Consider the following 24,860-nt stretch of genomic DNA (forward strand, 5'->3'; position numbering starts at 1 on the left):
AATCATGCCTGGCCGCATTCTTGCGCTCGATTACGGCACCAAGCGGATCGGCGTCGCGCTCAGCGACGAACTCGGCTGGACGGCGCAGCCGCTCGAAACCTTCGAACGGAAGACGCTGGACCGGGATGTCGCCCATATCGCCGGGCTGGTCGGGTCGCACGCGGTGGAACGGGTGGTGCTGGGGTTGCCGCTCCAGTTGGACGGGCAGGAAGGGCCGGCTGTCCATGCAATGCGGGAGTTTGCTGCGAAGCTGGAAGCGGGCTTGTCCGTTCCGGTCGTCCGGTGGGACGAGCGGATGACGACAAAAGCGGCGGAAGCGTTGCTGATCGCCGCTGATGTCAGTCGGAAGAAACGCAAAGGAATCGTCGACCGTATTGCAGCCGCGATTCTTCTGCGAAGTTACCTTGAAGCGCAGAACCAGGTCTCGACTCGAGCGGTCGGGGGCCGACCTGCCGAGGAGCCGCTAGAAGAGTGGGGGTCATTGTCTCCTGACGACCGATCCTATGACGCTGCGCCTGATCCTCATCGTATTGATCGCCGTCGTCGCCCTCGCCGGCGTGGCCGGCTATCAGATGATTCGGTGGGCTGAAGGGCCCGTTCTTTCCGAGTCCGATCATCCTCTTCAGAAAATCGTCGTGATTCCCGAAGGCGCGACATTTCAACAAGCCGCAGCCTTGCTCGAACGGGAGCAGCTGATCAGGAGCCGTTCGGCGTTTCTCCTTTTGGGGAAAACCCAGGAGGTTGATCGCAAGATTCATCCCGGAGAGTATGAGCTCAACGCCGCCATGGCCCCGGCGGAGATTCTTGCCAAGTTGCTTGCCGGTCGTGTGGTGCTTCATTCCATCACGATTCCAGAAGGCTATACGATCAATCAAATCGCCGATGTGCTGGACGAACATCGCATCACGAATCGCGCGGAATTCGTTCGATTGGCCTCCGACAAGTCCTTCGTCACGACGTTGGGAATTTCTGCGGATACGGCGGAAGGGTATCTTTACCCCGACACCTATCGTTTTGCCAGGCCGACAGCTGCGAAAGACGTCATCAAGGCCATGGTAGAGCAACTCAGGCAGGTGATGACTCAGGAGTGGCAGGCTCGGGCCAAAGACATTCACTTGACGGTCCATGAAGTCCTGACCTTGGCGTCGGTGATTGAAAAGGAAACTGGTGTCGGAGACGAGCGGCCTCACATCTCGTCCGTATTCCATAACCGGCTAAAAAAACATATCCCTCTACAGAGCGATCCGACGGTGATCTACGGTCTGTCGAATTTCGATGGAAACCTTCGCAAAAAGGACCTCACGCACCCCAGTCCCTACAATACGTACCGCTGGGTCGGGCTGCCGCCAGGACCGATCGCCAACCCCGGGGCACAATCGATCCGTGCCGCCTTGTATCCCGTGCCTTCTGTGAATCTTTACTTCGTCTCAAAGAACGACGGAACGCATCAATTCTCCGCGACGCTCGTGGAGCACAACAAGGCGGTGGAAAAGTACCAAAAGCGCCCATTCCGAAGAGGAAATCACTCGCAGACCTTTATGACCCCCGACGGGAGGCAGACAGACCAGAAGGAAGGAGTATCGTAAAGCATGTCAAGATGGAAGCTCCCTGGCCTTATCGACCATACGATATTGAGACCGGATGCGACGAAAGTCGAGGTGCTTCGGTTGTGTGAAGAGGCGAAGACCAACGGTTTCACGGTCGTTTTCGTCCCGCCATGTTACATCGATGAGGCGGTGGCGGCGGTTGCCGGCACCGGCATTCGCGTCGGCATTCCCATCGGGTTTCCGTTAGGGGGGCACAGCACAAAGACCAAGGTGGCCGAGGCCATCGAGGCCGTGCAGCGGGGTGCAACGGTGTTGGACATGGTGGTGAATATCAGCAGACTCAAATCGGCCGATCATGACTATGTTCGCACTGACATCGCTGAAGTCGTGAAATCGACCGTGGATGTTGAACATAAAGTGATCCTAGAAACTTGCTATCTCACACAGCAGGAGAAACGAACGGCCTGTCATTTGGTCGTGGAAGCCGGGGCTGACTATGTGAAAACGTCGAGCGGTTTCGGAGCTGCGGGGGCGACGGTGGAAGATGTGCGGTTGCTAAAGGAAGTCGTAGCGGGGCGGGTCAAGGTAAAGGCTTCGGGCGGCATTCGCGATTGGAAAACGACGCACGCGATGTTGGAAGCAGGAGCCGATAGGATCGGAACTAGTGCCGGCCTCAAGATCATCGGCGAATGGCGAGTGGCAATACATGAACAAGAATAAGACCGTCCTGAGTCTGGGTGTGGATTTCGGTAGCTCAGGCGAACCGTCCAAATACGTTTCCGCCGGTATCTATCGTGGGATCGTACGGCATAACAGCCGTTTCTCTCCGGCCTAGGTCCTCCTGTATCTCCATGTCGGTCCCATACGCATCTATGACGAACTATGGCGACTTGCTATAGTCGGCTGATGATTAATCGAGTCATTCTGTTGGTCGTCGATGGACTTGGGGTGGGTGCGTTACCGGACGGCGCCGACTACGGCGATGCCGACGCAAACACCCTCGTGCACCTGGCTGAGACGGTCGATGGACTGAGTTTGCCGAATTTCGAGATGCTCGGGCTAGGGCATATCGCTTCGATCAAAGGCGTACGAGCTATGGTCCAACCGAACGGTTCCTTCGGGCGACTGGGATTCGCATCGCCGGGCAAAGATTCTGTCGTCGGATACTGGGAAATGAGTGGAGTGATCCAGAAAGAAGCCTCGACGGTCTGCAGGTGCGGCATTCCTACCAAGATCATCGACGTCATTGAACAGCTTTTCGGCAGAAAATCGATTGGCCGTGGCGTCTCGTCCATGGGATGGATGTTCCGTCGATACAGTATGGAACATATGGCCACCGGTGCGCCTCTGCTGTGGACGGATGGAGGCAATACGTGCTTTGTGGCCATGCATGAATCCCTCATGGTACCGATGGAATTCCACCAGCGTTGTCGCGAGATCCGGATGGCCGTGAAGAATGCGGGGACTCTCATCCGTGTCGTCGCGCAGCCGGTCATCGGCGGACATGACATGCTTCGACCACAGGTCGGACGAAAGGACTTTGTGATCGAGCCACCGGGCATGACGATGTTGGATGTGTTAAGCCGAGCCGGTCAGATCGCGATGGGGGTGGGAAAGGTCTATGACCTCTTTAGTGGGCGCGGGATGACGAAAGCTTTCCCGGTTGCGTCAGGGATGGCGGCGTTTGAGGAAGTCATCGGCATGTTGAACAAGGTGCCTCGCGGTCTCATCTGTGCCGGCCTGGATTTGCTGTCAGAAGATGCTGTACAGTCGACGGCATCCGTAGAGGAATTTGACCGCCGTCTGCCTGATTTGTTCGAGCGGTTACGTCTCGGCGACATGGTCATTGTGACGGGTGACCATGGGAGAGATTTCTCATTACCTGGACAGACGTCTACGCGAGAGTATGTTCCGGTCTTCGCGAGCGGCCCAAAACTAGCCCACGGCGTCGATTTGGGAACGAGGCCAACTGCGGCGGATGTAGGGCAGACGATTGTGGAGGCACTTCGAGCCGAGCGGCTGCCGGTCGGTGAGAGTTTCTTGGATGCGCTCCGACCAGGGTAGTCTTGAGTGAGGAGTGAAAGGTACGCGTGAGCGGTGAAGCGTGAGATGAAGGGCGAGGAAGGATAGGCGAGGAAGGATAGGATGGCGTAGGAACGTGTCCCATGATGACAGACTAAAAGAGCTCGGACTCATCCTGCCGGCTCCGCCGAAGCCGGTGGCGAATTACGTGCCTGTTATCAGGGTTGGTGACCTCTTGTTCCTCTCGGGAGTGCTGCCTTCGCGCGATGGCCAGCTTGTGATGACCGGCAAGCTCGGAGGGGATCTCACAGTCCAACAGGGGGTTGAGGCAGCGAGGATGGCGGCGCTGAATGGCCTAAGTATCATCCGGAGCGAAGCCGGATTGCTGGATCGGGTCAAGCGGATCGTCAAAATGGTCGGCTATATCGCCTCGGCTCCCGGCTTTACCGATCAACCGCAAGTTCTCAACGGCGCATCTGATCTGCTTGTTTCCGTGTTCGGAGAAGCAGGTCGACATGCTCGGGTAGCCGTCGGTGCCGCGGAGTTGCCATGCATGGCTCCCGTCGAAATCGAGCTGATCGTGGAGCTGTATTCGTCGTAAGTCACCCACCACCTAGGGAAAGCCCTAGTTTTCACCCTCAGGGGTTTACCGAGACCACGGCACGCGGTACACTGTCTCTTCCTGACGCTGCTTCTCTTGAGTCTAAGGACTCCTCCATGCATGAGATCAAGACCACTCTCCTCCTTCCAAAGCGTTTGTCCTTGATTCAGAACAATGTGATCGTCCGGAGACGATATCGGCAATGAAGCGAGAACCGCCGAAGCCAATCCCTCCCACTGGTGTGACCTGCAACGTATGAATCAGCAGACTTGGAACTCCGTGGGTGAATTGCACCAGGCCGGCCTGTCCCACGAGTGGTATTTTCGGACTTCCAAGTCGCTTGTCGCGAGGGGGAGCCGTCCTTGCTTCGATGAAGCAGCACGCCCGGCACTAGGTCGCTCAAAGCCTAGCCGCGGTTGCAATGTTCATCTGTTCGCTCGCCCTGCCTGGGTATCTCTGCCACGAGCGAGCGCTTTCTGCCATACCATCGGACAAGTCGATGGTGCTGCATACGGCCGTCTCGTTTGTGTTGCTGAGTCTTGCCCTCCTCTGTCTCCGGCCCGATCGAGGCTTGGTGAAAACGGCGACAGCCGGCACAGGGGGAGGCTCGATGCTCCAACGTACGGTTCCGATGATGGGAGGGATGGTCCTCGCCATCGAATGGGTCTATCTGATGAGAGAAACGACCGGATGCCGCTCCGGTCTCCGATGAGTCTTGCGAGGTTGATATGACCCAGTCCACCGCCGAATCCGATTACCCGACCATTCTCGTTGTCGACGATGATCCGGCCGCCTTGTGCGTGAAGAGCCGACTGCTCGGCCGGCAGAGTTACCGAATCATTGAAGCGAGCAACGGCGCCGATGCGCTCGCCGTCGCCGCCGCAAAACGGCCGGCTCTCATCCTGCTTGACGTCAACCTATCGGACGTCAGCGGATTTGACGTCTGTCGGTTGCTTAAGACTCAGCCTGAGACGAAGCACATCAAAATACTACAGACCTCCGCCGCCCGCGTCCACGCACCGGATCGAGTGAAAAGTCTGGAAGTCGGCGCGGATGCCTACCTGGTCGAACCGGCGGAAGAGGAGGAATTGCTCGGCACTGTGCGGGCCTTGCTCGCTCTGGCCAACCACGAGCGAGACAATCAGCGGCTCATCGCACGTCTGACCGAGAGCGAAGCGCGCTATCGGTCTCTCATCGAGCACATGCCGGCGGCTATGTACACGGTCGATCGAGAGGGACGCATCACATTTTACAACGATCAGGCGGCCGAATTGTGGGGTCGCAGGCCGAACTTGGATGACGGCGAACGTCGGTTTTGTGGATCGCACAAGCTGCTATGGCCGGATGGGACCGCGCTGCCGCACGACAAAACGCCCATGGTCGATGCGCTGCAGGAGGGCACAGCGCTGCATGGTCAGGAAGTCATTATCGAACGCTCCGACGGTACAAGACGCCACGTGATCGTGCACATCGATCCTCTGCGCAATGCCGAAGGACACATCGTCGGCGCGGTCAACTTGTTCACGGATATTACCGCCCGCAAACAGGTGGAAGACGCGCTGGGCAAGAGCGAAGAACGGTTCCGCATGCTGGCCGAAGCGATCCCGCACTTCGTGTGGCGGACCGACGAGCAAGGAGAGCCGGAGTTCGAAAATCAACAGTGGTACGACTATACGGGACTGACGCATGAGACGACGAGACAGGGCGGCTGGCTCAGGGTCCAACATCCCGACGATGCCCCAAGATTGGCCGACACGTGGAAGAAAGCCGTCGAGACAGGCGGCGAGTATGACGTGGAAACAAGATGTCGCCGGGCCATCGACGGAACCTACCGATGGTTTCGTGTGAGGGCGGCGCCGGTGCGGGATGCTGAAGGTCGTATTCAGTCATGGGTGGGGACCTGCACTGATATCCATGATCGAAAAGAAGCGGAGCTGGCCCTACGCGAGAGCGAAGAGCGCTATCGCGCGACCTTTGCCAATGCGCCTGTCGGCATCTCCCACATCGGACTGGACGGTCGATGGTTACGGTTCAACGATGCCTTATGCACGATCACCGGCTATTTCCGCGAGGAATTGCTCACCAGGACCTTTGCGGATATCACCTATCCCGGCGATCTCAAGGCAGAGTGGGCGCAAACACGTCGCGCGCTGGAGGGTGAGATTGACACCTATTCACTGGAAAAGCGCTACATCCGAAAAGATGGTTCGCCCATCTGGGTTCATAAGACGGTCTCGCTCCTCCGAGATGCGCAGCACAGGCCGCTCCATTTCATTTCCATCATTGAGGATATCGATGATCGGAAACAGACGGAGAAGGCACTGCGCGAGGCGCAAGCGCGCTTGCAACGCTGGAATGTGGAGCTCGAACAAGCGGTGAACAAGAAGACGGCGGAATTACGACAGTCGCAGGACCGCCTGCGCGCCCTGACGAGCGAGTTGAACCTGGCGGAACAGCGTGAACGGAAACGTTTGGCCACTGAACTGCACGACCATCTGCAGCAGATGTTGGTCGTCGGCAAGTTGACGATCGGGCAGGGCAAGCGGAACGCAAGCGGCGTGCCCGCTTATGAAAGCGTCTTGAAGAAGGTCGATGATATCTTGTCCGATGCGCTGACCTATAGCCGGACGTTGGTGGCGGAACTCAGCCCGCCGGTCCTGCGTGATCATGGCTTGGCCGCCAGTCTCAACTGGCTTGCCGAGTACATGAAGACAAAGCATGAGCAAACCGTGACCGTCGTCGTGCCGGAGGAGCAAGGTCTTGACCTGCCGGAAGAGCAACGGTTGCTGCTCTTTCAATCGGTGCGGGAGCTTCTGATCAATTCGGCCAAGCATGCTGGAACAGGACAAGCGGCTCTCACGATGGAAATTCGAGCGGACCATCTCTGCATCACCGTGAATGACGAGGGGGCGGGATTTGATCTTGCCGCTGCGGCGGCGGTGGGAACGCCTAGTGACGAGATGTCGTCCAGGTTTGGTTTATATAGCATCCAGGAGCGGATGCGGGCATTGGGCGGCTCCTTCACTATTGACTCCGCTCCGGGGCACGGGACCATTGCAACGCTGATCCTGCCGTTGGCCAAATGCGCAGGGGACAACCAGCCGCCTCCTCCAATCACTGCCTTCGAGGATGTCCCTGCCACGGTTCATGCCGATGGGACCGCTAGCCCCGAGAAGAGACGGATGGCGGTGCCGGTGCTACTCGTGGACGATCACGCAATGGTGCGGGAAGGGTTGCGATCGGTGTTGGATGCCTATGCAGATATTCAGGTCGTCGGGGAGGCCCACGATGGTCTGGAGGCGGTGAAATTGGTCGAGAAGTTCCGACCTCGAGCCGTGGTCATGGACATCAATCTGCCGAAGCTGAATGGGATCGACGCCACGGCGCAGATCAAAACCAAATGGCCGGAGACCATCGTCATCGGCATTTCCGTGAACATCGGGGGCGACAACAGCGACGCGATGTACCGAGCGGGAGCGGCCACGCTGCTCACCAAAGATGCAGCGGTGGAGCAACTCCACGACACGATCGTTCAGGCTGTCGGTTCACAAGCCACGGAAGGAGGTCAGGTGATTCCGCGGGAGATTTCATCCCGCTCCTTGTAGAGGTGTTCTGTTGAAACCCCGCTACTTCCAGAGTATCGACTGAATGACTATGAATCAGTGCCCGATCCGATTGTTCCTTGCCTCCTTGACTCCAGAAAAAATGGCTTGTTAAAGTCGGGCATGTCGTGTTTCAAATCACTGTCCTGGCTTTTTCCTCTTCCTCTATTAGGCTGTCCATGAAACAAATCTCTGGCTGGACCACATTCCTCCTTGGGCTGGTGTATTTTCTGGGTGGGGCAAATATCTGTATTGCACAAGCCGGCCGGGGATCAATTGAATTGTCTTCTCGGGCAGCTACTCCAGGCGCAACCTTGGTCCTAAACGGGAAAGGGTTTGGAACTTTTAAGTCGACCCGGTTCAACCGAGTGACGGTCAACGGAGTGTCGGCGTTAGTGCAACGATGGGAACCGGACGTCATCGAGGTCAAGGTTCCCTTCAAGGCGATCAGCGGCCCGGTCGAAGTATTCATGGGGAAGAAAAAGCGGTCCGCTGGACCATTGATCATCCTAGCTCCCCAGATATCGGCTATCACGCCCACGGAAGCCGAGCGCGGTGCCTCGCTGCAGATCACCGGTCGGAATTTCGGCCTTTCGGCTGGTGCGCGGGATCCGAACACGATGTTCGGTGTCAATGACGTAATGGTCGGCGGAGTTGTGGTGCGCCCCACGCGATGGAAAGACGACAAGATCGAGCTTGAAATTCCGCCGAATGCGGTGAGCGGTGATGTCGTGATTCGACTGGCCTCCTCCGATCCGCTCCCGGACGGATCATGCTGCGCGCCCGTCGAGTATGTGCTGAGCAACGGCGTTCCGTTGCAACTGATTCCGTCCATTCGAGTGGATCCGATCAGTGGGCCTGTCGGTACGAAAGTAGTCATGTTCGGTCAGGGGTTTGGACATGACAAAGAACTGATGGAGGATGCTGTCCTGATCGCCGGTCGGCCGGTGACTATCGCCCAATGGAAAGACGACGTCATCGTTTTCCATGTCCCGCTCGATGCGGAGTCCGGTCCGCTTGTGCTGAAACGTCAAGGGCGGGAACGGGTGCTTGGACAGTTTACGGTCCATGTTCCCCGCGTCATCTCCATGAGTCCCGCCAGCGCTCCCATCGGGACGTTGCTGCGCATTAACGGCGAGCATTTCGGGTTCTACTCAGAGAGCGGGTCGACTCCCTACAACTTCGTGGATTTTAATCCCGGTGAGAATCGCGTCGAAATCGGCGGGGTGCCGGCAGTGATCTATCGGTGGAACGACGACCGAATCGACGTCTGGGTGCCGTTCAGCGCAAAAGCCGGCAAGGTCGTCATTTACCGGAGTGCCAACCGGCCGAACATTGGAGGACTCTGTTGTGCCGAGCGAGGGACCCAAGCCGTTGAGGCCGGGGACTTCGTGCTCGTTACGCCGGCCATCGAGTCGTATGCACCTCATACCGCAGGGCTGGATGCTACGGTGACGATCAAAGGTCGCGGGTTCGGAACATTTCTCAAGACCGCCGAACATGCAGACCTTGGATTGAACCAGAAATCCTACAAGCGCCGAACAGATATCGAAATCAACGAGCCGGACGAACACACAACTGTCGTCTCGAATGTGTCACGCACCGAAGTCCTGTTCAACGGCACAGCCGCGCTGGTGCAATCATGGACTGACGAAGAAATTGTAGTCACCGTTCCGCATCGCAATCTCTACGGAATCGGAAAGAAGGGAGAGTTTTTCGACAATCTGGCGACCGGGCCGTTGGTCGTTCGCCGAGGATCATGGGATCTGCTTCCCGATGGAACCTGTTGTTCGCCGAAGAAGTGGGTCACGGTTGAAGCAGGCCCGTTCACCATCGAAGCAAAAGGCCTTCCTGTTCCAGACCCAGATTTCTGGAATTACCACATGCCCGACGCGAGTCCCGCGCAATAATGCTGGATTGGCTTCATCTGATCGGCGCTAGGCGAGGGAACGTGCTCGCGGCATTCTTCGTTTTCCTCGGCATGCTTCTGGCGATCCCTCAATCGGGTGAGAGCACAGATTCCAACCTTTCCATCACCACTCAGGCGAGTAGCACAAAATCGACGTTGATGAGCATTCAGTTTCGTACGCCCCAGGATGGATGGGCAGTAGGAAGCGGCGGAACAGTTTTGAAAACCACTGATGGCGGGAAGAAGTGGAGGCGGTCCACGAGCGGAACCTCCAATCTGTTGACGGCTGTGTTCTTTTCAGATTCATCAAATGGCTGGGTGACGGGAGTCGGAGGATTTTTGAGCCGTACGGCGAACGGAGGAGTGTCTTGGTCGCCACAATCCCTGGATACTCAGCAACCGCTGTACGGAGTCTATTTCACAGATTCAAGTGTCGGATGGGTGGTTGGTGGAGGCGGCACGATCTTTCACACTACGGATAGCGGCCAGCATTGGGTGGAACAGGCGAGCGGTACAACGGCCACGCTCTATGCGTTGCACTTCCTCAATGACCAGAGAGGCACGATCGTCGGCGCGCTGGGCACTGTCCTTGCCACAAAGGATGGAGGAGCGACCTGGACGTCGCAAGAAACGCAGAGCGCGGTGACCTTGTTCGACGTGTTTTTCACCGATTCCATGACCGGCTGGGCGGTCGGCAATGCGGGAGCCATGTTTCAGACGACGGACGGTGGAGCCAAATGGGTTGATCAAACGTTGCCTTGCGGCAAGACCTGTACAAAGGTCATTGATCTCTTAAAGGTGCGTTTCACGAGCCCGCAAGAAGGTTGGATTGTCGGCGAGCGCGGGATGTTGTATCGGACGATCGATGCAGGCCTCACCTGGAGCGAAGGGAAATCGGTCGCCCCTACCTCGTTATTCGGTCTCACTTTTCCCGACACCACCCATGGGTGGGCCAGCGGAGAAAACGGGACTATCGTTCATCTACAACCAGGCCGCTGATCTCCCATCAGACTCATCACGTTTCTCTTCAGTCCCGAAATTGTCTGAGCGCCTGAGCGTGTCGCCTTGGATGCGATATGGCCGGACGGGGGACGCTGGAGGCTCTGCACCTCGCCTCGGCCGTCACATTCCAAGCCGTCTCAGGTCTGACCATCCTCTTCATGACCGCCGATGTCAGGCAGCGCAAAGCAGCAGAAATGCTGGCGATTAACATGATTTGGTGGAATAAGCTTGTTGCGGCACTTCAACGAACTAAGCTCGAAGTAGCTCACTACAGGCAAAATCATGGCTAAGCTTGCTCGGGAGGAGTGTAAATGAAAGAGGCGGTCTTTCGAGCATTGCTCCAAAGCATTTGGCAGGCGGGACGGATTCGTCGGGGAAAATTGAAGCCGACTTGAGTGACTACGTTTCGACCAACAGCCGTCAAGGGCGTTCGGGAAAAGCTCAAGGCATCGCAAACCGAGTTCGCCCTGATGATCGGCGTGAACGTTGCAACGCTACGCAATTGGGAGCATGGGCGGCGAACACCCGATGGCACGGCTTTAGCTCTCCAGCGAGTCGCAGCACGCAACCCTCGCGCAGTGGCCGAGGCGTTGCATCGCGAGCCACGAAAGGGCGCTGCCTAGGTAAGAGCCATCGAGTGAGCAGGTGGAGCGAATATCACCGTGCAAGGAAATGGAGCCGTGATTCTGATTCTCGGATGGCATCGCAATAGTCACGAAGAGACCGTTCGGTGAGAGTAAAATAGTCAATCCGCTCGCTTTTTCTAAGCAGTGCGTACAGTTTTCTTTCCGGACGGCGGCCATCCTCTACCACTTGGTTCTTAATGTGTTTATGACCTTCGTACGCAAGTATGTCTGCTGCTTGAAGAGCGGCTGTCTTGTCAGCCGTATCAAATGTAAGCTTACCCAGTTGGACCGAATAGGGATGAGCATTCAAGACATCGCGGTAGTGTTCTTCAAGGCACCTACGAATGAAAACATTCTTATCAAAGACGCAATCCAATTGTTGAGATGAATCAAGCTTTACTTTGGAGAAAATATGTTCAACGCATAGTTGAAATAACAGCGGATACGGGCCACGCTTCGCGATGAAGTCTGGCCGTTCGAATTGAGCCGGCATCACCGCCAACCAATCCTTCATCGTAACTGTTGCACCAACCCCGCATGCAATTGAGTTCTTTAGTATTGCCGCTAAATCAGTAATAAGCGTCAGGCGCTTGTCTTCGGCCCATCCTTCAAAGCATTTCTTGCGGTTCTCATAGTCGGTCATATGGAACGCCAAAATTCCAGCGCGACGTAATCGTCTGGACCATTTCGCATTGAATTGCTCCCATGCCGTGGTTCTGGCTGTCACTGCCGCGACAGAGATTGCGGGCGAATCACTGGTATGCCCACCATCATCAAAATATGCTACGAACTGAACGGTGCTCGACATGATGTGTATTGGATATTATCACGCAGTGAGGATGCGCATATCTGCAACAAAAGCGACAAGAGGCAAGTGAATAGACGAATCTGGTATTGCTTCGTACATTCTCCATCATCCGCTTCTCACCGCCCCACTCTGGCAGCCATGGCGAAGTGAAAGAAATAGCGATCGAGCGAGGCTAAGTCACTCCCGTAGGTCGTCCCACCGAGCATGGCATCGCACAGTAGTTCGCGTGCACGTGTTAACTCCTTCCGGCGACCTTTCCACCGATTGTCCGTGATAGTCAGGTCCAAAAGTTCTAGGGCACGTTCGAAGGCCTGTTCACAACGTGACTGGTCCTTCCCATACCACCGAGCGGCGCGAGCCACGTCACTTCCGACATTGGCCAGTTGCTCAACGAGCGAGAGGGTGTGCCATTGTCCAGCGGCTAGATGTTGATGAATGGGCGCCATGTTGATGTCTAGCCTTGTACTAATCGATTGACGATGGCTGTGACGGCTTCGCGAATCTCCGCGTGCTCAACATACCGGGAGCGATTACCCCCGGATGGGCGCACATTGATCATGGAATCAAACTCAATCCATTCTGTGGCGGGATGTTCCGGGTAAAGATTGATACCCCACAGAGTTTTCTGAACCGACCCTTCCTCCAAGAGCAGAGCTTCCTAGTCGGAGTGCAATTCGCCGCCGATGGCCATGATCCCTTGCTCGATATCCACAACAGCCTTGACCATATCGCCGAACTGCTGTTCAGCCATGGTGTTCAGGAATGCCTTGGTCACGCTCGCTCGAACAATGATGATTTCCATGATGCTCCGGAAGGTCTAAAGGCAGCAAGATTGATGCTTGTGGTCGCTTCTGTCAATGGCAAATTCGCTTGAACCAGCCGCGGGACTCAGTATGGAAATAGAATCGGAATATCAATAGGTGCTTGTTTATCCCAGTTTGCCAGGGAGCGATTGCGGCAGGGTGATCGTGGGCACGTGACAGTGTTCGGACTACTGGACGGCCGCTAAGACGATGCGCTGCCATTGGGCGAGCTGCTGGTCCACATGCCACCTCCGGGGGAGCTATCCTCTCCCCGGGTGAGGTGTCCGTCAAACCCAGGCTAGCCCAGCCCGACCATTGTTCTGTTCAGTTGTTGCTGGAGGAATTGCGCATGGTGAGCTAGGTCCAGTCGTGGTTCATGATGGATCGATCCCACCGAGACATTCTTCGTTGGGCAAAGTTGAGAAACCACGATGTCATATGGGCCTTGGTCACAGGAAGAGGAAGTCTTCTCAGCATAGACATTGGAGAGAAAAAACGACTGTACATCGTCCTGATGCGTTCATCGAGTTCCGAGGCCGAACAGTTCTTCGGCTTGATTTCACAGGAGTTGCCTGGCCATCGATTCAGTTGCGTTTCGTCAATGAGGCGATGATCGGTTCTGAACCGGTCATAGAGAGGCGTCCCCTTGTGCGGACGGAGCGTATAAAAATACGCCACCGGGACCTTGTGATGTTCAAGGAACGCGAGCGTTGTGTCGAAGGCTTCCGGACTCTCTTCGTCGTAGCCGAACACAAAATTCATGGAGTAGCTGATGCCCCGTTTGCGCAGGTTTGTGATGATCTCCTCATATTGGTCCACCTTATTGAATTTCTTGTTCATGGCGGCCAGTACCTCACGGCTGATACTTTCCATGCCCATATTCACATGAAGCAACCCGCTCCTCTTGGCGAGATCCATGAACTCCTGATCTCGGCATAGGTACGCAGTCCACAGGGTTGACCAGCGTATCTTCAGGGGAATCAACGCTTCCATGAGCTCCATCGAGTGGTCCTTTTTCCCAGCGAACATACTATCTGCGAAAAAGACGTTCTTGGCCTTGATGTGTCTGATCTCCTCGACGATCTCCTGAACCGGGCGAAATCGATAGCGCGTGCCCACATAAAAACGTTCTGAGCAGAACTCGCACTTGAAAGGACATCCTCTGGAAGATTGGACGGAATAGGTTTGCACCCATCGAGGTGCCCTGCCGGTCATCAACTCATACCGCGGCAGGGGTAACCCTTTGAGGTCGTGTGGGGCATTCGCACGGTAGAACTTTTTGAGTCTTCCTGCTGCCGCATCGTGCAACATCATCGGCCAAATATCTTCACCCTCTCCGATTCCGACGGCATCACAATGTTCGGCGGCTTCGTCGCTATGGAAAAAGGTGTGGGGACCTCCCATTATCACAGGAATACCCCTGTCTCTGAACTTACGCGCGATATCGTATGCACGGAAGGAATTGATCGTCCATGCGGTAATGGCCACCACGTCTACCGAGGCATCAAAGTTGATGTCCATCACCTGTTCGTCGACCAATTCAACGCGCCAATCGCGGGGTGTCAGCGCTGCAAGATAAGGGAGGGTGAGGCCTGCGAGGGTTCGGCTCTTGGTTTTATAGAGGGAGAAATCCGACTTGTCTCGATAGTGGGATGGCTGAACAATTAGGATCTTGTGCATGCTCGGCCTCCTTGCACCTTGGTGGTACCTTTCTAGGACTGAGTGGCGTGTAATCATCCGTAAATCTGCTGTCTCATGTCAAGACTAAGGGAAGCAAAGGGACAGGAATCTGTTCATGAGATCCGCATAACGCGCAACCGCATGGTCGAACGCTGGTCGCGGCTCTAGCGGTCGTTCCTATGCTGCCGGCCTCGCTCATCCCAACTTGCCGAGGCGCGCTTGGAGTATGCTGATTGCGGCGACGGCGGCCGTTTCAGCTCTCAAGATCTGCCGACCAAGGGTAATGGGTACGACTTTCGCCTCCTCGGCTATTTGGACTTCTTCTTTGCTCCAGCCTCCCTCCGGTCCGATCAAGACCAGCAGGGAGCCGGTCACGTCTTGCGGTAGCTCGACTGTTTGTAAAGTCTTGCCTTCCCGTCGCTCGACAAGCATGAGCGTGATCGTGCTGGTCTCACGGCCGGCCAAAAGTGCCGCGAGGGATCCTGTCGGAGAGATCGTGGGCACGCGCCACTGTTCAGACTGCTGAGCTGCTTCTAAGGCGATGCGTCGCCATCTGGCAAGCTGATGGCCCACGCGATCGGCTTTGAGCTGTACCACACTGTGTCGGCTTTCCATCGGCACGAGTTCATCCATGCCCAGCTCGGTAGCTTTCTGAATGACCCAGTCCATTTTCTCGCCTTTGAGTAACGCCTGTCCCAGTATCAAAAAAGGGGAAATCGGCGCCGGCTGGGTGATGGTCTCGATGATTCGTCCGGTCAAATGCTGCTTTGTGACCGCCGTGATTTCAGTACGATAGTGGTGGCTCACTCCATCGCCGAAGAGGACGATTTCGCCGACTCGTATGCGCAAGCTGTCTCGGAGGTGGACAAGCACCTCGCCGGTGGCCGATATCGCTTGCCGGCTCATGCACTCAGGCGGAACGAAAAACACAGGCATGCGGGAGCTCTGTGGGTTGCAACCGGATGGGGAGGGGCAGATTACTCGAAGAAGGTCTTCATTTTATCGAAGAAGCCCTCGTCGTTGGCTTCCATGGTCATGCCGCTTTCTTTCGCGTACTCCATCAGCAGTTCTTTTTGTCTGGGCGTCAATTTGGTGGGAATTTTGACCTTGATCGTATAGACCTGGTCGCCTGTCGAGCCTCCCTTCAGGCTGGGAATCCCCAAGCCTTTAATCCGAAGGACCTTGTCATGTTGTGTGCCGGGCGGCACTTTAATGATGGTTTCTCCCTTGAGGGTCGGGACTTCCACTTTTCCACCGAGAACGGCTGTGACAAGGTTGATCGGCACATCGCAGGCGATATCGAGGCCCTTGCGATGAAAAATTTGATGGGGTTTAACAGTCACGGCTACGTAGAGGTCGCCGGGAGGCCCACCGTTGGGACCATGCTCTCCTTCATTGGAGAGACGAAGTCGCATGCCGGTCTCTATGCCGGCTGGGATATGGACGGCGATGGTGCGCTCTTTGTAAACCCGTTGACGCCCCTGGCAGGTCGAGCAGGGTTCCGTGACAAAGTGGCCGGTGCCTTCACATTGACCACAGGGTCGGCTGACACTGAAGAACCCCTGCTGAAAGCGTAGTTGGCCTGCGCCTTTGCAGCTGGCGCATGGTTTGATGGCCGCCGCCGACTTTGCGCCGGTCCCTTTGCAGTCGACGCAAATTTCCCAGCGCGGGATCTTGAGTTTGGCCTCTTTCCCGTAGACGGCTTCCTCAAACGTGATTTCGAGGTTGTATTGGAGATCGTTGCCACGTTCAGCACGAGTTGCCCCGCCTCCTCGCGCTTGGCCGAAAAAATCCTCGAAGATGTCATTGAACACATCCCCGAATCCGCCGCGTCCGAAATCAAACCCTTCAAAACCAGGCCCACCTTGCTGTGCGCCGGCATGGCCGAACATGTCGTAGCGCTTTCGCTTTTCCTGATCGCTCAGTATTTCGTAGGCTTCGTTGATTTCTTTGAATTTTTCTTCGGCGGACTTCTTCTGATGGTCGCCGGCGTGGAGATCCGGATGGTGCTGGCGGGCTAGTTTCCGGTACGCCTTCTTCAGCTCGTCGTCGGAGACGTTCCGATCAACACCGAGTGTTTCGTAGTAATCGCGTTTTGACACGGATGCCATTGTGCTCAAAATGCATTGATGAACCGAGTTCCCGATCAAGCCGAAAACTCGGTTCTCTGATGCGCTATTCTATGCTATTTCCTGTCTTTGTCTACTTCTTCAAATTCTGCGTCCACGACTTTCTCGTCGGTCTTGGTCTCGCCGGCACTGCTGTCCGGAGACGAAGCGCCAGGCTGCGGGCCTGGAGATGCGGCGGCTTTCTTATACATCTCCTCGGCTAACTTATGTGATGCCGTCATGAGCGATTGAGTCGCTGATTCGATGGCCTCGGCATCGGTACCCTCGAGCGCCTTCTTGACGGCTGCGACGGCATCCTGGATTTTTGTCTTTTCCTCAGCGGAGACTTTGTCACCGTATTCCGTGATGTTTTTCTCGGTTTGATAGACCAGACTATCCGCCTGGTTCTTGGCTTCCGCCAATTTACGGCGTTTTTTGTCGTCTTCGGTGTGCGACTGCGCGTCTCGGACGAGCTTTTCGACTTCGTCTTTGCTGAGACCGCTGGAAGCCGTGATCTTGATGGATTGTTCTTTCTGGGTGGCCAGATCCTTAGCCGATACGTGCACGATGCCGTTGGCATCGATATCGAACGTCACTTCAATCTGCGGCATGCCGCGAGGCGCCGGTGGAATGCCGACCAAGTCGAACTGCCCAAGTAGTTTGTTGTCATTCGCCATTTCCCGTTCGCCTTGGAAGACGCGGATGGTGACGGCCGTTTGATTATCGGCTGCCGTCGAGAACACCTGGCTCTTTTTGGTCGGAACGGTCGTGTTACGCTCGATGAGCTTGGTGAATACGCCCCCCAGCGTCTCAATGCCCAACGACAATGGAGTCACATCGAGGAGCAGAACGTCCTTGACCTCTCCTTTGAGGACTCCGCCTTGGATGCCGGCCCCAATGGCGACGACTTCGTCGGGATTCACTCCACGGTGTGGTTCCTTTCCGAAGAAGTCCTTCACCGCTTGGATCACTTTCGGCATGCGGGTCATGCCGCCGACCAGCACGATTTCTTGGATATCCTTGGCGGTGACGCCTGCGTCGGACAAGGCCTTACGGCAAGGCTCGATCGTGCGCAGAATCAAGTCGTCCACCAGCTGTTCGAGCTTGGCTCGCGTCAGTTTCGTGACCATGTGCTTGGGACCGCTGGCATCGGCTGTGATGAAGGGCAGGTTGAGTTCTGTTTCTTGGGACGATGACAGCTCGATCTTGGCCCGTTCCGCCGATTCTTTCAGGCGTTGAAGCGCCATTCGGTCTTTCCGCAGATCGATGCCCTGATCTTTTTTGAACTCATCGACCAGCCAATCCATCACGCGTTGATCGAAGTCATCACCCCCGAGATAGGTATCACCATTGGTGGATTTCACCTCGAAGACGCCTTCCCCGATTTCAAGCACGGAGATATCGAAGGTCCCGCCGCCCAGATCGTACACGGCAATCCGTTCGTCTTTCTTCTTGTCAAGGCCGTAGGCGAGGGAGGCAGCTGTCGGTTCATTGATGATACGCAGGACGTTCAGACCGGCAATCTGGCCGGCATCTTTGGTTGCCTGGCGCTGGCTGTCGTCAAAATAGGCAGGGACAGTCACAACGGCCTCAGTGACCTTTTCGCCGAGGTAGTCCTCAGCGGTCTGCCGCATTTTCTGCAGGATCATCGCTGAGATTTCCGGTGGGCTATAGCGCTTGCCGCGCAATTCCACGTGGGCATCGCCGTTGTCGGCCTCAACGACTTTATAGGGGAGCCGCTTCAGGGCTTCTTGAACCTCACGGCTCTTGAACTTGCGGCCCATCAGGCGCTTGACGGAGAAAATAGTGTTCTCGGGGTTGGTAATCGCTTGCCGTTTTGCGATTTGCCCGACCAGCCGTTCACTTTTATCGGTGATGGCAACGACGGAAGGAGTGGTCCGGCTCCCTTCGGCGTTGGCGATCACGACGGGGTCTCCGCCGCTCATAATCGCCACACAAGAGTTGGTGGTCCCGAGATCGATACCGATGACTTTACCCATTGGTGGACTCCTTCCTTCTCGACAACGACGGCTGACTCAGGTCAGTTCGTCGTTGAGTCATATTCGTTTGGACGGGCCGGGCCCGACGAGACACTGACCATTGCCGCCCGCAGTATCCTATCGTGCAACCGATACCCTTTTTGAAACTCGTCCAATACTTTATTCGCCGGTACGTCGTTCGACGGCCCGTACGAGACGGCCTGATGTGCGCTTGGGTCGAAGTCCTGGCCGGATGTTTCGACCGCCTGCACACCGAATTTTGACAGGATGCCGGATAGTTGCTTGAGTGTCAGTTCCACACCCTGGACGAGCGCCGAATCGCCACTGTTGGTCTGAGCAGCTTTGATCGCTCGCTCCAGGTTATCGACAACCGACAGCAGCTCTTTGAGAAGCTGTTCATTTCCGAATCGAATCTGCTCACGCTGGTCGCGTTGTGTCAGCCGTTTATAGTTTTCAAATTCCGCGGCCAGCCGAAGATACTTGTCATTGAGCGCTTTACATTCTTCCGTCTTACCGGCCAATTGTTCCTGAACCGAGGGACCTGCATCTGTGACGCGAGAATCTTCCTCTAAGTTCTCAATTGTATTGATGTTTATTTTTTCCTGCGCTTGATCGTCACTCATGCTAATACCCGTACAAGCGGGGAGATATCCATAGAGGGAGTGAAGTCAACAGATAAAGGGAAAATAAAATGATGCGGGTACTGAGGGGGGCTAGACCCAGTGCTTCAGGCTCGTGCCTCGCGCACGGCGATAGAGGAGTTCAAGCCCATGAAGGGTCAAAAACGGTTCAATATGTTGAATTGATCGCGCCTCCGGCGCAATCACCGGTGCTAATCCACCGGTTGCGATCACATATGATGTGCGCCCCATTTCACCTTCCATGCGCTGAACAAGCGTATCCACGAGGCCGGCGTAGCCGAAGATGAGCCCCGACTGAATATCGGTTCCAATGACCGGCAGTATCGGTTCCAATGACGGTCTTGGGCCGGGCGAGCTCAACTTTGCTTTGCAGCCCTTGAGAACAGGGCTTCCGCAGAAATAGTCAGGCCAGGCGCGATCACGCCTCCAAGATACTCCGCATCGCGGTTGACCGCACAGAACGTCGTGGCTGTGCCGAAATCGACGATGATGAGGTCGCGGCGAAACTTCTCATAGGCCGCGGCCGCATTCACAATACGGTCGCTTCCGATCTCTTTCGGATTCGAGTAGTTGAGCGTTAAGCCGGTATCCATGTCGGATGAGACGGTGATGGGCCTGCAGCCGAAGGACGTTTCAATCATTGATTCAAACGTGTCCGTGAGTGCGGGAACGACGCTGGAGATGATCGCACCGGTGATGTGTTCTGGGATGCGCCCGTCTCGGGTCATGAGGCTGAGGCAAAGGACGCCGTACTCATCGGCAGTGGTCTTAGGATCGGTCGCCAACCGCCAATGAGTCAACAGGGTCGATCCGTCAAAGATTCCCGCGACAACGTTGGTATTTCCGATATCGATGGCTAAGAGCATCCGCCCCATTCTACTCGGCCTCGTGTTCTTTCGCTACTCTCGCAGATGAACGACATCGGCTGCACGGACCTCGACGAGAGACCGCGGTTGTGATGGAGAGGGAGATGACAAGGGGTTAACTTGCAACGCGCCGTCGGGAGAAAGAGCTTCGGCGATGCCGACGATCGCTCGATCATTCGTGAACCGGACGCGAACTCGGCGTCCCAGTGTGGCACAGCGAGTTGTATAAGCTTGGTGTAACCGGACCACTCCATGAGTCCGAAGCTCCTCAAGACCATGTTCAACCTCCAGAAGCAGTTGAGCGATGAGCCGATTCCGGTCGATTGGTCGTCGTGAAGCTTCAATCAATGAGGCCGCGATCGGTCGCAAGTCCTCCGGAAAAGTCACCGGGGGGACATTCACGTTGAGTCCGATCCCAATGACCACGACCGGGTCATTAGTTGTGGCGAAGCTGCTCTCGCAGAGAATTCCGCCGACTTTGCGATCATGGAGAAGCAGGTCGTTCGGCCACTTCAGCGAAAGGGATATAGCCGCCATCTGTTGAACGGCCTCGGTCACGGCAAGTGCGCTGACGAGCGGCACCCAGGATAGCCATTGCGAAAGGGAAAGACTTTGCCCCGTCCCTCGTATGATGACAGAGCAATAGATGTTCAGCCCAGGCGGAGAGAACCAGGTGCGCCCATGTCGGCCGTAGCCGCCGGACTGGCTCTCAGCAATGACGACGGTGCCGTGCGGTGCGCCCGCTCGAACCAGTGAAGCCGCCTCGGTGTTGGTTGAGGGCAAATCTTGGTGGAGATACAAGACGTGACCAAGTGATGTGGTCGCAAGGGTACTACGAATACTATCGATATTGAGTAGGGTGGCGGACAGCATCGACTACACACGCGGGCGTCGTGGAGGCCGAGCCAAGGTCGTGACAAGGCTGACCGTTACTGCCGGAGCAGAATGGGTGAGGGCTCCGATGGAGATGCGATCGGCGCCCGCTGCTGCCATGGCTCGGACGTTCTTAAGAGTGATGCCGCCCGACACTTCCACCAGGGCTTGCTTCTTGATCAATGCCACGGCACGTCGAACCAAGTCCGGAGCCATGTTGTCCAGGAGAATAATATCGGGCTTTCCTGCGAGCGCCTGTCGAACATCAGAGAGAGATTCTACCTCGACAATAATCGGGAGCATGCTTGACCGATGAGCATGTGCCGATCGGCATGCCCGTTCAACCGGTCGTCGGTTGCGTCGGAGGAGGGCCAGATGGTTATCTTTGATCAAAATGCCATCACTTAGTGATCGGCGATGGTTGATCCCACCGCCGAGCGAAACGGCCCACTTCTGAAGTGCGCGCCAGCCCGGAAGCGTTTTCCTGGTATCCAGGATCTTGGCAGGGTAGCCGCGCACGGCTCGGCAGAACCGTTGCGTTAAGGAGGCGATCCCGGACAGGTGTTGAAGAAAATTCAGGGCGACCCGTTCGGCCCGTAGGATGGACCGCCCATCGCCTTCGATATGCAAGAGTACCTCTCCATTCATAGCTCGGTCGCCGTCGTGTTTGACGACCGACAGCCGCAGGGAAGGATCGACCAGGAGAAAGGTCTGAACCGCTGCGGCCATTCCGGCCACAACCACCTGTTGTTGCGCGATGATCTCGGCGCGAGCAGGCACCGGAGAGGGGAAAAGCGATGCTGTCGTGGCATCTCCCTGAGCCAGGTCTTCTTCAAGTCCCTGACGTACGACTCGCCGGATGTCTGCGGCAGGGAGGGTGGCCATCTGTCAGGTTGCGGACATAGCACGGAGCTGCCGTTCGCTCTCGGCCAGGAATGCACGATCGCGCGACAGCGTCTGCACTCGCTTCTGATGCTCGGCAATCACGTCGGGCGGAGCTTTCGACACGAACTCGGTATTTTTGAGTTTCCCCTCGACGCGCTGCAATTCCTTGTCGTTCTCCGTGAGTTGTTTTGTCAGGCGCTCAATTGCTTTCTTCAGGTCGACGTCCTCGGCGACTGCGATGCCTACCGAGAGGCCTTCCAGAACAAGTCTCAGTAATCTTGCCGCCGGCCAATCACGCGGCGAACTCACTTCAATGGTGCCACGGCTGAGGTGGACCAGGTGTTGTTGTAACTCCTGGAGCCGACTCTGCTTATTGGGGTTGTCGTGTCCGACGTGAAACGGAATCTGCTGCCCATGTTGGTAATTCAAGAGAGCTCGACCGGTCCGTGCGAGCCCCACGGCTTGTTCAAGCAACGCGAAGTGCTGTTCTGCATCGGGCGCGGCCCATGCTTCGTCAGCGGTCGGATAGTTCTGCACGACGATGCTGGCTCCTTGATGGGGGATCGTCTGCCAAATTTCTTCCGTGATGAACGGCATGAAGGGGTGCAACAGCCGCATGGTCGTTTCCAGCGTTTCCACGAGAGTGTGTCTGGTGCTTGCTCCATCCGAGTGGTCAGGGGTTTGCAAAACCGGTTTGATCAATTCCAGGTACCAATCGCAGTACTCATGCCAAATGAACTGATAGAGGACTGTTGCCGCACGATCGAATCGGTATGATTCCAACTCCGTCGTGACGGCGCGGATGGTATGGGCGAGGCGACTCAAGATCCACCGGTCGGGGAACGTCCGTTGCGCCGGCGGGAGAGCGGCGCGCGGTCCGTCGAGATACATCAACGCAAATCGTGCGGCATTCCAAATCTTATTGGCAAAATTCCGGTAGCCCTCGATCCGTTCTTCGGCCAGTTTGATATCGCGTCCCGGCGAAGCCATTGAGGCAAGAGTGAACCGAAGGGCGTCGGTCCCGAATTGATCCATGACATGCAGCGGGTCGATTACGTTGCCCTTGGATTTGCTCATCTTCTGGCCTTCTGCGTCGCGGACCAAGGCATGGATATAGACTTCTTTGAACGGCACATCTCCCATGAACTTGAGCCCCATCATGATCATGCGGGCCACCCAGAAAAATAGAATGTCGAGACCAGTGACCAACGTGGAAGTCGGGTAATAGACCTTGAGTTCAGGCGTCTGGTCCGGCCATCCCAGAGTCGAGAAGGGCCAGAGGGCAGAGGAGAACCAGGTATCGAGCACGTCGGGATCGCGATAGAGGTCCTTCCCGCCACATGAAGGGCAATTCGTTGGAGCGGTTTTAGATACTATAGGAGATGCTCCTGGCAAGATGGTCGTTCGGGTTGCTGTGCGGATGATCTGCTTGGCATTGCAGCTGAGACAGTACCAGGAAGGAATTTGGTGTCCCCACCAAATTTGCCGTGAGATGCACCAATCTTTGATTTCTCGCATCCAGCCAAGATAATTGTTGGTCCAGCCTTCCGGGACGATACGAATGCGTCCCTCCTCTACCGCCTTCATCGCGGGGGCGGCCAGAGGCTTGATATCCACAAACCATTGAGGTGAGAGGTACGGTTCCACGACGGTCTTGCAACGGTAGCATTTTCCGACGGACATCTTGTGGTCCTCTGTTTTCTCAAGCACCCCTTGTTGTCGAAGCAGTGTTTCGACTTTGGGACGCGCTTTGGAAACAGAAAGGCCACGGAGCAGTTCCACCACGGATGATTCGACAGCCGCTTGTTGCATGCCACCAGCATCGAGCAATGCGGCATGGTCGAGCACTGCAAGTCGAGGAAGTTTGTGCCGCTCCCCCGCTTCATAGTCGTTGAAGTCGTGGGCCGGAGTAATCTTGACGGCGCCGGTGCCGAATTCCAGATCGACGAGGATCGAATCGCCGACGATCGGAATCTCACGCGTCGTGAGCGGCAGGTGGACTTGCTTGCCGATCAAATGGCGATACCGAGAATCGTCCGGATGCACAGCCACCGCCGTGTCGCCCAGCATCGTTTCCGGCCGCGTGGTGGCCACGATCAGACTGCTGTTCGGGTCGTCCGCTAACGGATAGCGGAGGTGATAGAGTTTCCCTTTCACCTCCTCATGTTCCACTTCAATGTCGGAGAGGGCTGTCAGACAGCGCGGACACCAATTGATGAGCCGCTCACCACGGTAGATCAACCCGTCTTCATACAGCCGTACAAAGACTTCGAGGACGGCTTTGGATAACCCATCGTCCATCGTATAGCGCAAACGGTCCCAGTCGCAGGATTCTCCCAGCTGCTTTTGTTGATTGACGATCGTGTTACCCGACGTCGCTTTCCATTGCCAGACCCGTTCGACGAATCGCTCCCGTCCCAGCGACTCACGTGACAGCCCTTCAGCCATCAGCTGCTTTTCCACCACGTTCTGGGTGGCGATGCCGGCGTGATCGGTTCCGGGCAACCAGAGGGTATTGCGCCCTTGCATGCGCCGCCATCGGATCAGAATGTCTTGGAGTGAATGGTTGAGCGCATGGCCGACATGGAGTGATCCTGTGACGTTTGGTGGAGGGATGACGATACAATAGGGTTGGCCTGGTTGTTCCGGTGAGGCATGAAAGTATCCGCGCGTGAGCCATTCACGCGACCATCGGGTTTCGACGGTTTTCGGGTCATAGCCTTTTTCGAGTTGAAATGGAGCCATTGAATCAGGTCCAAGAGCGCGGGCAGCATCTTAGCACGTCCGTCTCGCTCAGAAAATGGCGTCATTGTCTGCTTGTGACCGTATGAGGCATGTGTTATACAGTCGCCCACACAGAGATGTTTAAACACATTGCGGTAGGAGG

23 protein-coding genes and 1 pseudogene are annotated in these 24,860 nt (G+C 56.2%); 11 read left to right on the forward strand and 13 right to left on the reverse strand.

What is annotated here, in order from left to right; genetic code table 11:
- The first annotated feature begins 4 nt into the window (after nt 1-4).
- The 11 genes from ruvX to P0119_11030 all read left to right on the forward strand — a co-directional run bounded on the left by ruvX (nt 5) and on the right by P0119_11030 (nt 11,306).
- Nucleotides 5-589: a Holliday junction resolvase RuvX gene (gene ruvX, locus P0119_10980; protein MDF0666578.1), complete on the forward strand. Its 585-nt coding sequence runs from the start codon at nt 5-7 to the stop codon at nt 587-589.
- On the forward strand, nt 504-1,586 hold the full coding sequence (mltG, locus tag P0119_10985; GenBank protein ID MDF0666579.1) for an endolytic transglycosylase MltG: 1,083 nt from the start codon (nt 504-506) through the stop codon (nt 1,584-1,586). The genes ruvX and mltG overlap by 86 nt, the downstream gene beginning before the upstream one ends.
- A gap of 3 nt (nt 1,587-1,589) precedes the next feature.
- Nucleotides 1,590-2,267: a deoxyribose-phosphate aldolase gene (gene deoC / locus P0119_10990; GenBank protein MDF0666580.1), complete on the forward strand. Its 678-nt coding sequence runs from the start codon at nt 1,590-1,592 to the stop codon at nt 2,265-2,267.
- A gap of 162 nt (nt 2,268-2,429) precedes the next feature.
- Complete coding sequence (locus P0119_10995; GenBank protein MDF0666581.1) at nt 2,430-3,611, forward strand: phosphopentomutase; 1,182 nt, start codon at nt 2,430-2,432, stop codon at nt 3,609-3,611.
- A gap of 94 nt (nt 3,612-3,705) precedes the next feature.
- Entirely contained in the window at nt 3,706-4,170 is a 465-nt protein-coding gene (locus P0119_11000; protein ID MDF0666582.1) for a RidA family protein, read from the forward strand.
- 421 nt (nt 4,171-4,591) lie between these two features.
- Nucleotides 4,592-4,882, forward strand: coding sequence for a hypothetical protein (locus tag P0119_11005; GenBank protein ID MDF0666583.1), 291 nt, complete (start codon nt 4,592-4,594; stop codon nt 4,880-4,882).
- 16 nt (nt 4,883-4,898) lie between these two features.
- Entirely contained in the window at nt 4,899-7,775 is a 2,877-nt protein-coding gene (locus P0119_11010; protein MDF0666584.1) for a PAS domain S-box protein, read from the forward strand.
- A gap of 176 nt (nt 7,776-7,951) precedes the next feature.
- Nucleotides 7,952-9,682 (forward strand): IPT/TIG domain-containing protein, encoded by a 1,731-nt coding sequence (locus tag P0119_11015; protein ID MDF0666585.1) that lies wholly within the window; start codon nt 7,952-7,954, stop codon nt 9,680-9,682.
- A 41-nt stretch (nt 9,683-9,723) separates the two neighbouring features.
- Complete coding sequence (locus P0119_11020) at nt 9,724-10,680, forward strand: YCF48-related protein (GenBank protein MDF0666586.1); 957 nt, start codon at nt 9,724-9,726, stop codon at nt 10,678-10,680.
- 77 nt (nt 10,681-10,757) lie between these two features.
- On the forward strand, nt 10,758-10,973 hold the full coding sequence (locus P0119_11025; GenBank protein ID MDF0666587.1) for a hypothetical protein: 216 nt from the start codon (nt 10,758-10,760) through the stop codon (nt 10,971-10,973).
- 105 nt (nt 10,974-11,078) lie between these two features.
- Nucleotides 11,079-11,306, forward strand: a complete 228-nt coding sequence (locus P0119_11030) for a helix-turn-helix domain-containing protein (protein ID MDF0666588.1) — start codon at nt 11,079-11,081, stop codon at nt 11,304-11,306.
- Nucleotides 11,307-11,340: 34 nt separating this feature from the next.
- On the opposite strand, the gene P0119_11035 is transcribed toward P0119_11030, so the two are convergent.
- The 13 genes and pseudogenes from P0119_11035 to P0119_11095 all read right to left on the reverse strand — a co-directional run bounded on the left by P0119_11035 (nt 11,341) and on the right by P0119_11095 (nt 24,718).
- On the reverse strand, nt 11,341-12,117 hold the full coding sequence (locus P0119_11035; GenBank protein MDF0666589.1) for a hypothetical protein: 777 nt from the start codon (nt 12,115-12,117) through the stop codon (nt 11,341-11,343).
- 116 nt (nt 12,118-12,233) lie between these two features.
- Entirely contained in the window at nt 12,234-12,563 is a 330-nt protein-coding gene (locus P0119_11040) for a hypothetical protein (GenBank protein ID MDF0666590.1), read from the reverse strand.
- A gap of 8 nt (nt 12,564-12,571) precedes the next feature.
- Nucleotides 12,572-12,919: pseudogene (locus tag P0119_11045) on the reverse strand (DUF5674 family protein).
- A gap of 358 nt (nt 12,920-13,277) precedes the next feature.
- A complete protein-coding gene (locus P0119_11050; GenBank protein ID MDF0666591.1) occupies nt 13,278-14,600 on the reverse strand; it encodes a B12-binding domain-containing radical SAM protein in 1,323 nt (440 codons plus the stop codon).
- Nucleotides 14,601-14,795: 195 nt separating this feature from the next.
- On the reverse strand, nt 14,796-15,536 hold the full coding sequence (locus P0119_11055; GenBank protein MDF0666592.1) for an RsmE family RNA methyltransferase: 741 nt from the start codon (nt 15,534-15,536) through the stop codon (nt 14,796-14,798).
- Nucleotides 15,537-15,577: 41 nt separating this feature from the next.
- Nucleotides 15,578-16,711, reverse strand: a complete 1,134-nt coding sequence (dnaJ, locus tag P0119_11060) for a molecular chaperone DnaJ (GenBank protein MDF0666593.1) — start codon at nt 16,709-16,711, stop codon at nt 15,578-15,580.
- Nucleotides 16,712-16,785: 74 nt separating this feature from the next.
- Complete coding sequence (gene dnaK / locus P0119_11065; protein ID MDF0666594.1) at nt 16,786-18,708, reverse strand: molecular chaperone DnaK; 1,923 nt, start codon at nt 18,706-18,708, stop codon at nt 16,786-16,788.
- Between the two features lie 41 nt (nt 18,709-18,749).
- Nucleotides 18,750-19,331 (reverse strand): nucleotide exchange factor GrpE, encoded by a 582-nt coding sequence (grpE, locus tag P0119_11070; GenBank protein ID MDF0666595.1) that lies wholly within the window; start codon nt 19,329-19,331, stop codon nt 18,750-18,752.
- 90 nt (nt 19,332-19,421) lie between these two features.
- Complete coding sequence (locus P0119_11075) at nt 19,422-19,682, reverse strand: hypothetical protein (GenBank protein ID MDF0666596.1); 261 nt, start codon at nt 19,680-19,682, stop codon at nt 19,422-19,424.
- A 23-nt stretch (nt 19,683-19,705) separates the two neighbouring features.
- A complete protein-coding gene (locus P0119_11080) occupies nt 19,706-20,224 on the reverse strand; it encodes a type III pantothenate kinase (GenBank protein ID MDF0666597.1) in 519 nt (172 codons plus the stop codon).
- Between the two features lie 24 nt (nt 20,225-20,248).
- Nucleotides 20,249-21,088 carry a biotin--[acetyl-CoA-carboxylase] ligase gene (locus P0119_11085; protein ID MDF0666598.1) on the reverse strand — a complete coding sequence of 280 codons (840 nt, stop codon included), beginning with the start codon at nt 21,086-21,088 and terminating at the stop codon, nt 20,249-20,251.
- A gap of 3 nt (nt 21,089-21,091) precedes the next feature.
- Entirely contained in the window at nt 21,092-21,973 is an 882-nt protein-coding gene (nadC, locus tag P0119_11090) for a carboxylating nicotinate-nucleotide diphosphorylase (protein ID MDF0666599.1), read from the reverse strand.
- A 3-nt stretch (nt 21,974-21,976) separates the two neighbouring features.
- Nucleotides 21,977-24,718, reverse strand: a complete 2,742-nt coding sequence (locus P0119_11095) for a valine--tRNA ligase (protein ID MDF0666600.1) — start codon at nt 24,716-24,718, stop codon at nt 21,977-21,979.
- Nucleotides 24,719-24,860 lie beyond the last annotated feature (142 nt).

The sequence above is a fragment of the Nitrospira sp. genome (assembly GCA_029194665.1).
Lineage (GTDB): Bacteria > Nitrospirota > Nitrospiria > Nitrospirales > Nitrospiraceae > Nitrospira_D.

Excerpts from the sequence above, each read along its gene's own strand:
- P0119_11055 (MDF0666592.1), bottom strand. The coding sequence starts at position 15,536 with ATGCCTGTGTTTTTCGTTCCGCCTGAGTGCATGAGCCGGCAAGCGATA.
- P0119_11010 (MDF0666584.1), top strand. The coding sequence starts at position 4,899 with ATGACCCAGTCCACCGCCGAATCCGATTACCCGACCATTCTCGTTGTC.
- P0119_11085 (MDF0666598.1), bottom strand. The coding sequence starts at position 21,088 with ATGCTGTCCGCCACCCTACTCAATATCGATAGTATTCGTAGTACCCTT.
- dnaK (MDF0666594.1), bottom strand. The coding sequence starts at position 18,708 with ATGGGTAAAGTCATCGGTATCGATCTCGGGACCACCAACTCTTGTGTG.
- dnaJ (MDF0666593.1), bottom strand. The coding sequence starts at position 16,711 with ATGGCATCCGTGTCAAAACGCGATTACTACGAAACACTCGGTGTTGAT.
- deoC (MDF0666580.1), top strand. The coding sequence starts at position 1,590 with ATGTCAAGATGGAAGCTCCCTGGCCTTATCGACCATACGATATTGAGA.
- P0119_11080 (MDF0666597.1), bottom strand. The coding sequence starts at position 20,224 with ATGGGGCGGATGCTCTTAGCCATCGATATCGGAAATACCAACGTTGTC.
- ruvX (MDF0666578.1), top strand. The coding sequence starts at position 5 with ATGCCTGGCCGCATTCTTGCGCTCGATTACGGCACCAAGCGGATCGGC.
- P0119_11025 (MDF0666587.1), top strand. The coding sequence starts at position 10,758 with ATGGCCGGACGGGGGACGCTGGAGGCTCTGCACCTCGCCTCGGCCGTC.
- mltG (MDF0666579.1), top strand. The coding sequence starts at position 504 with ATGACGCTGCGCCTGATCCTCATCGTATTGATCGCCGTCGTCGCCCTC.
- P0119_11035 (MDF0666589.1), bottom strand. The coding sequence starts at position 12,117 with ATGTCGAGCACCGTTCAGTTCGTAGCATATTTTGATGATGGTGGGCAT.
- P0119_11015 (MDF0666585.1), top strand. The coding sequence starts at position 7,952 with ATGAAACAAATCTCTGGCTGGACCACATTCCTCCTTGGGCTGGTGTAT.
- P0119_11095 (MDF0666600.1), bottom strand. The coding sequence starts at position 24,718 with ATGGCTCCATTTCAACTCGAAAAAGGCTATGACCCGAAAACCGTCGAA.
- nadC (MDF0666599.1), bottom strand. The coding sequence starts at position 21,973 with ATGGCCACCCTCCCTGCCGCAGACATCCGGCGAGTCGTACGTCAGGGA.
- grpE (MDF0666595.1), bottom strand. The coding sequence starts at position 19,331 with ATGAGTGACGATCAAGCGCAGGAAAAAATAAACATCAATACAATTGAG.
- P0119_11050 (MDF0666591.1), bottom strand. The coding sequence starts at position 14,600 with ATGCACAAGATCCTAATTGTTCAGCCATCCCACTATCGAGACAAGTCG.
- P0119_11005 (MDF0666583.1), top strand. The coding sequence starts at position 4,592 with ATGTTCATCTGTTCGCTCGCCCTGCCTGGGTATCTCTGCCACGAGCGA.
- P0119_10995 (MDF0666581.1), top strand. The coding sequence starts at position 2,430 with ATGGCGACTTGCTATAGTCGGCTGATGATTAATCGAGTCATTCTGTTG.
- P0119_11040 (MDF0666590.1), bottom strand. The coding sequence starts at position 12,563 with ATGGCGCCCATTCATCAACATCTAGCCGCTGGACAATGGCACACCCTC.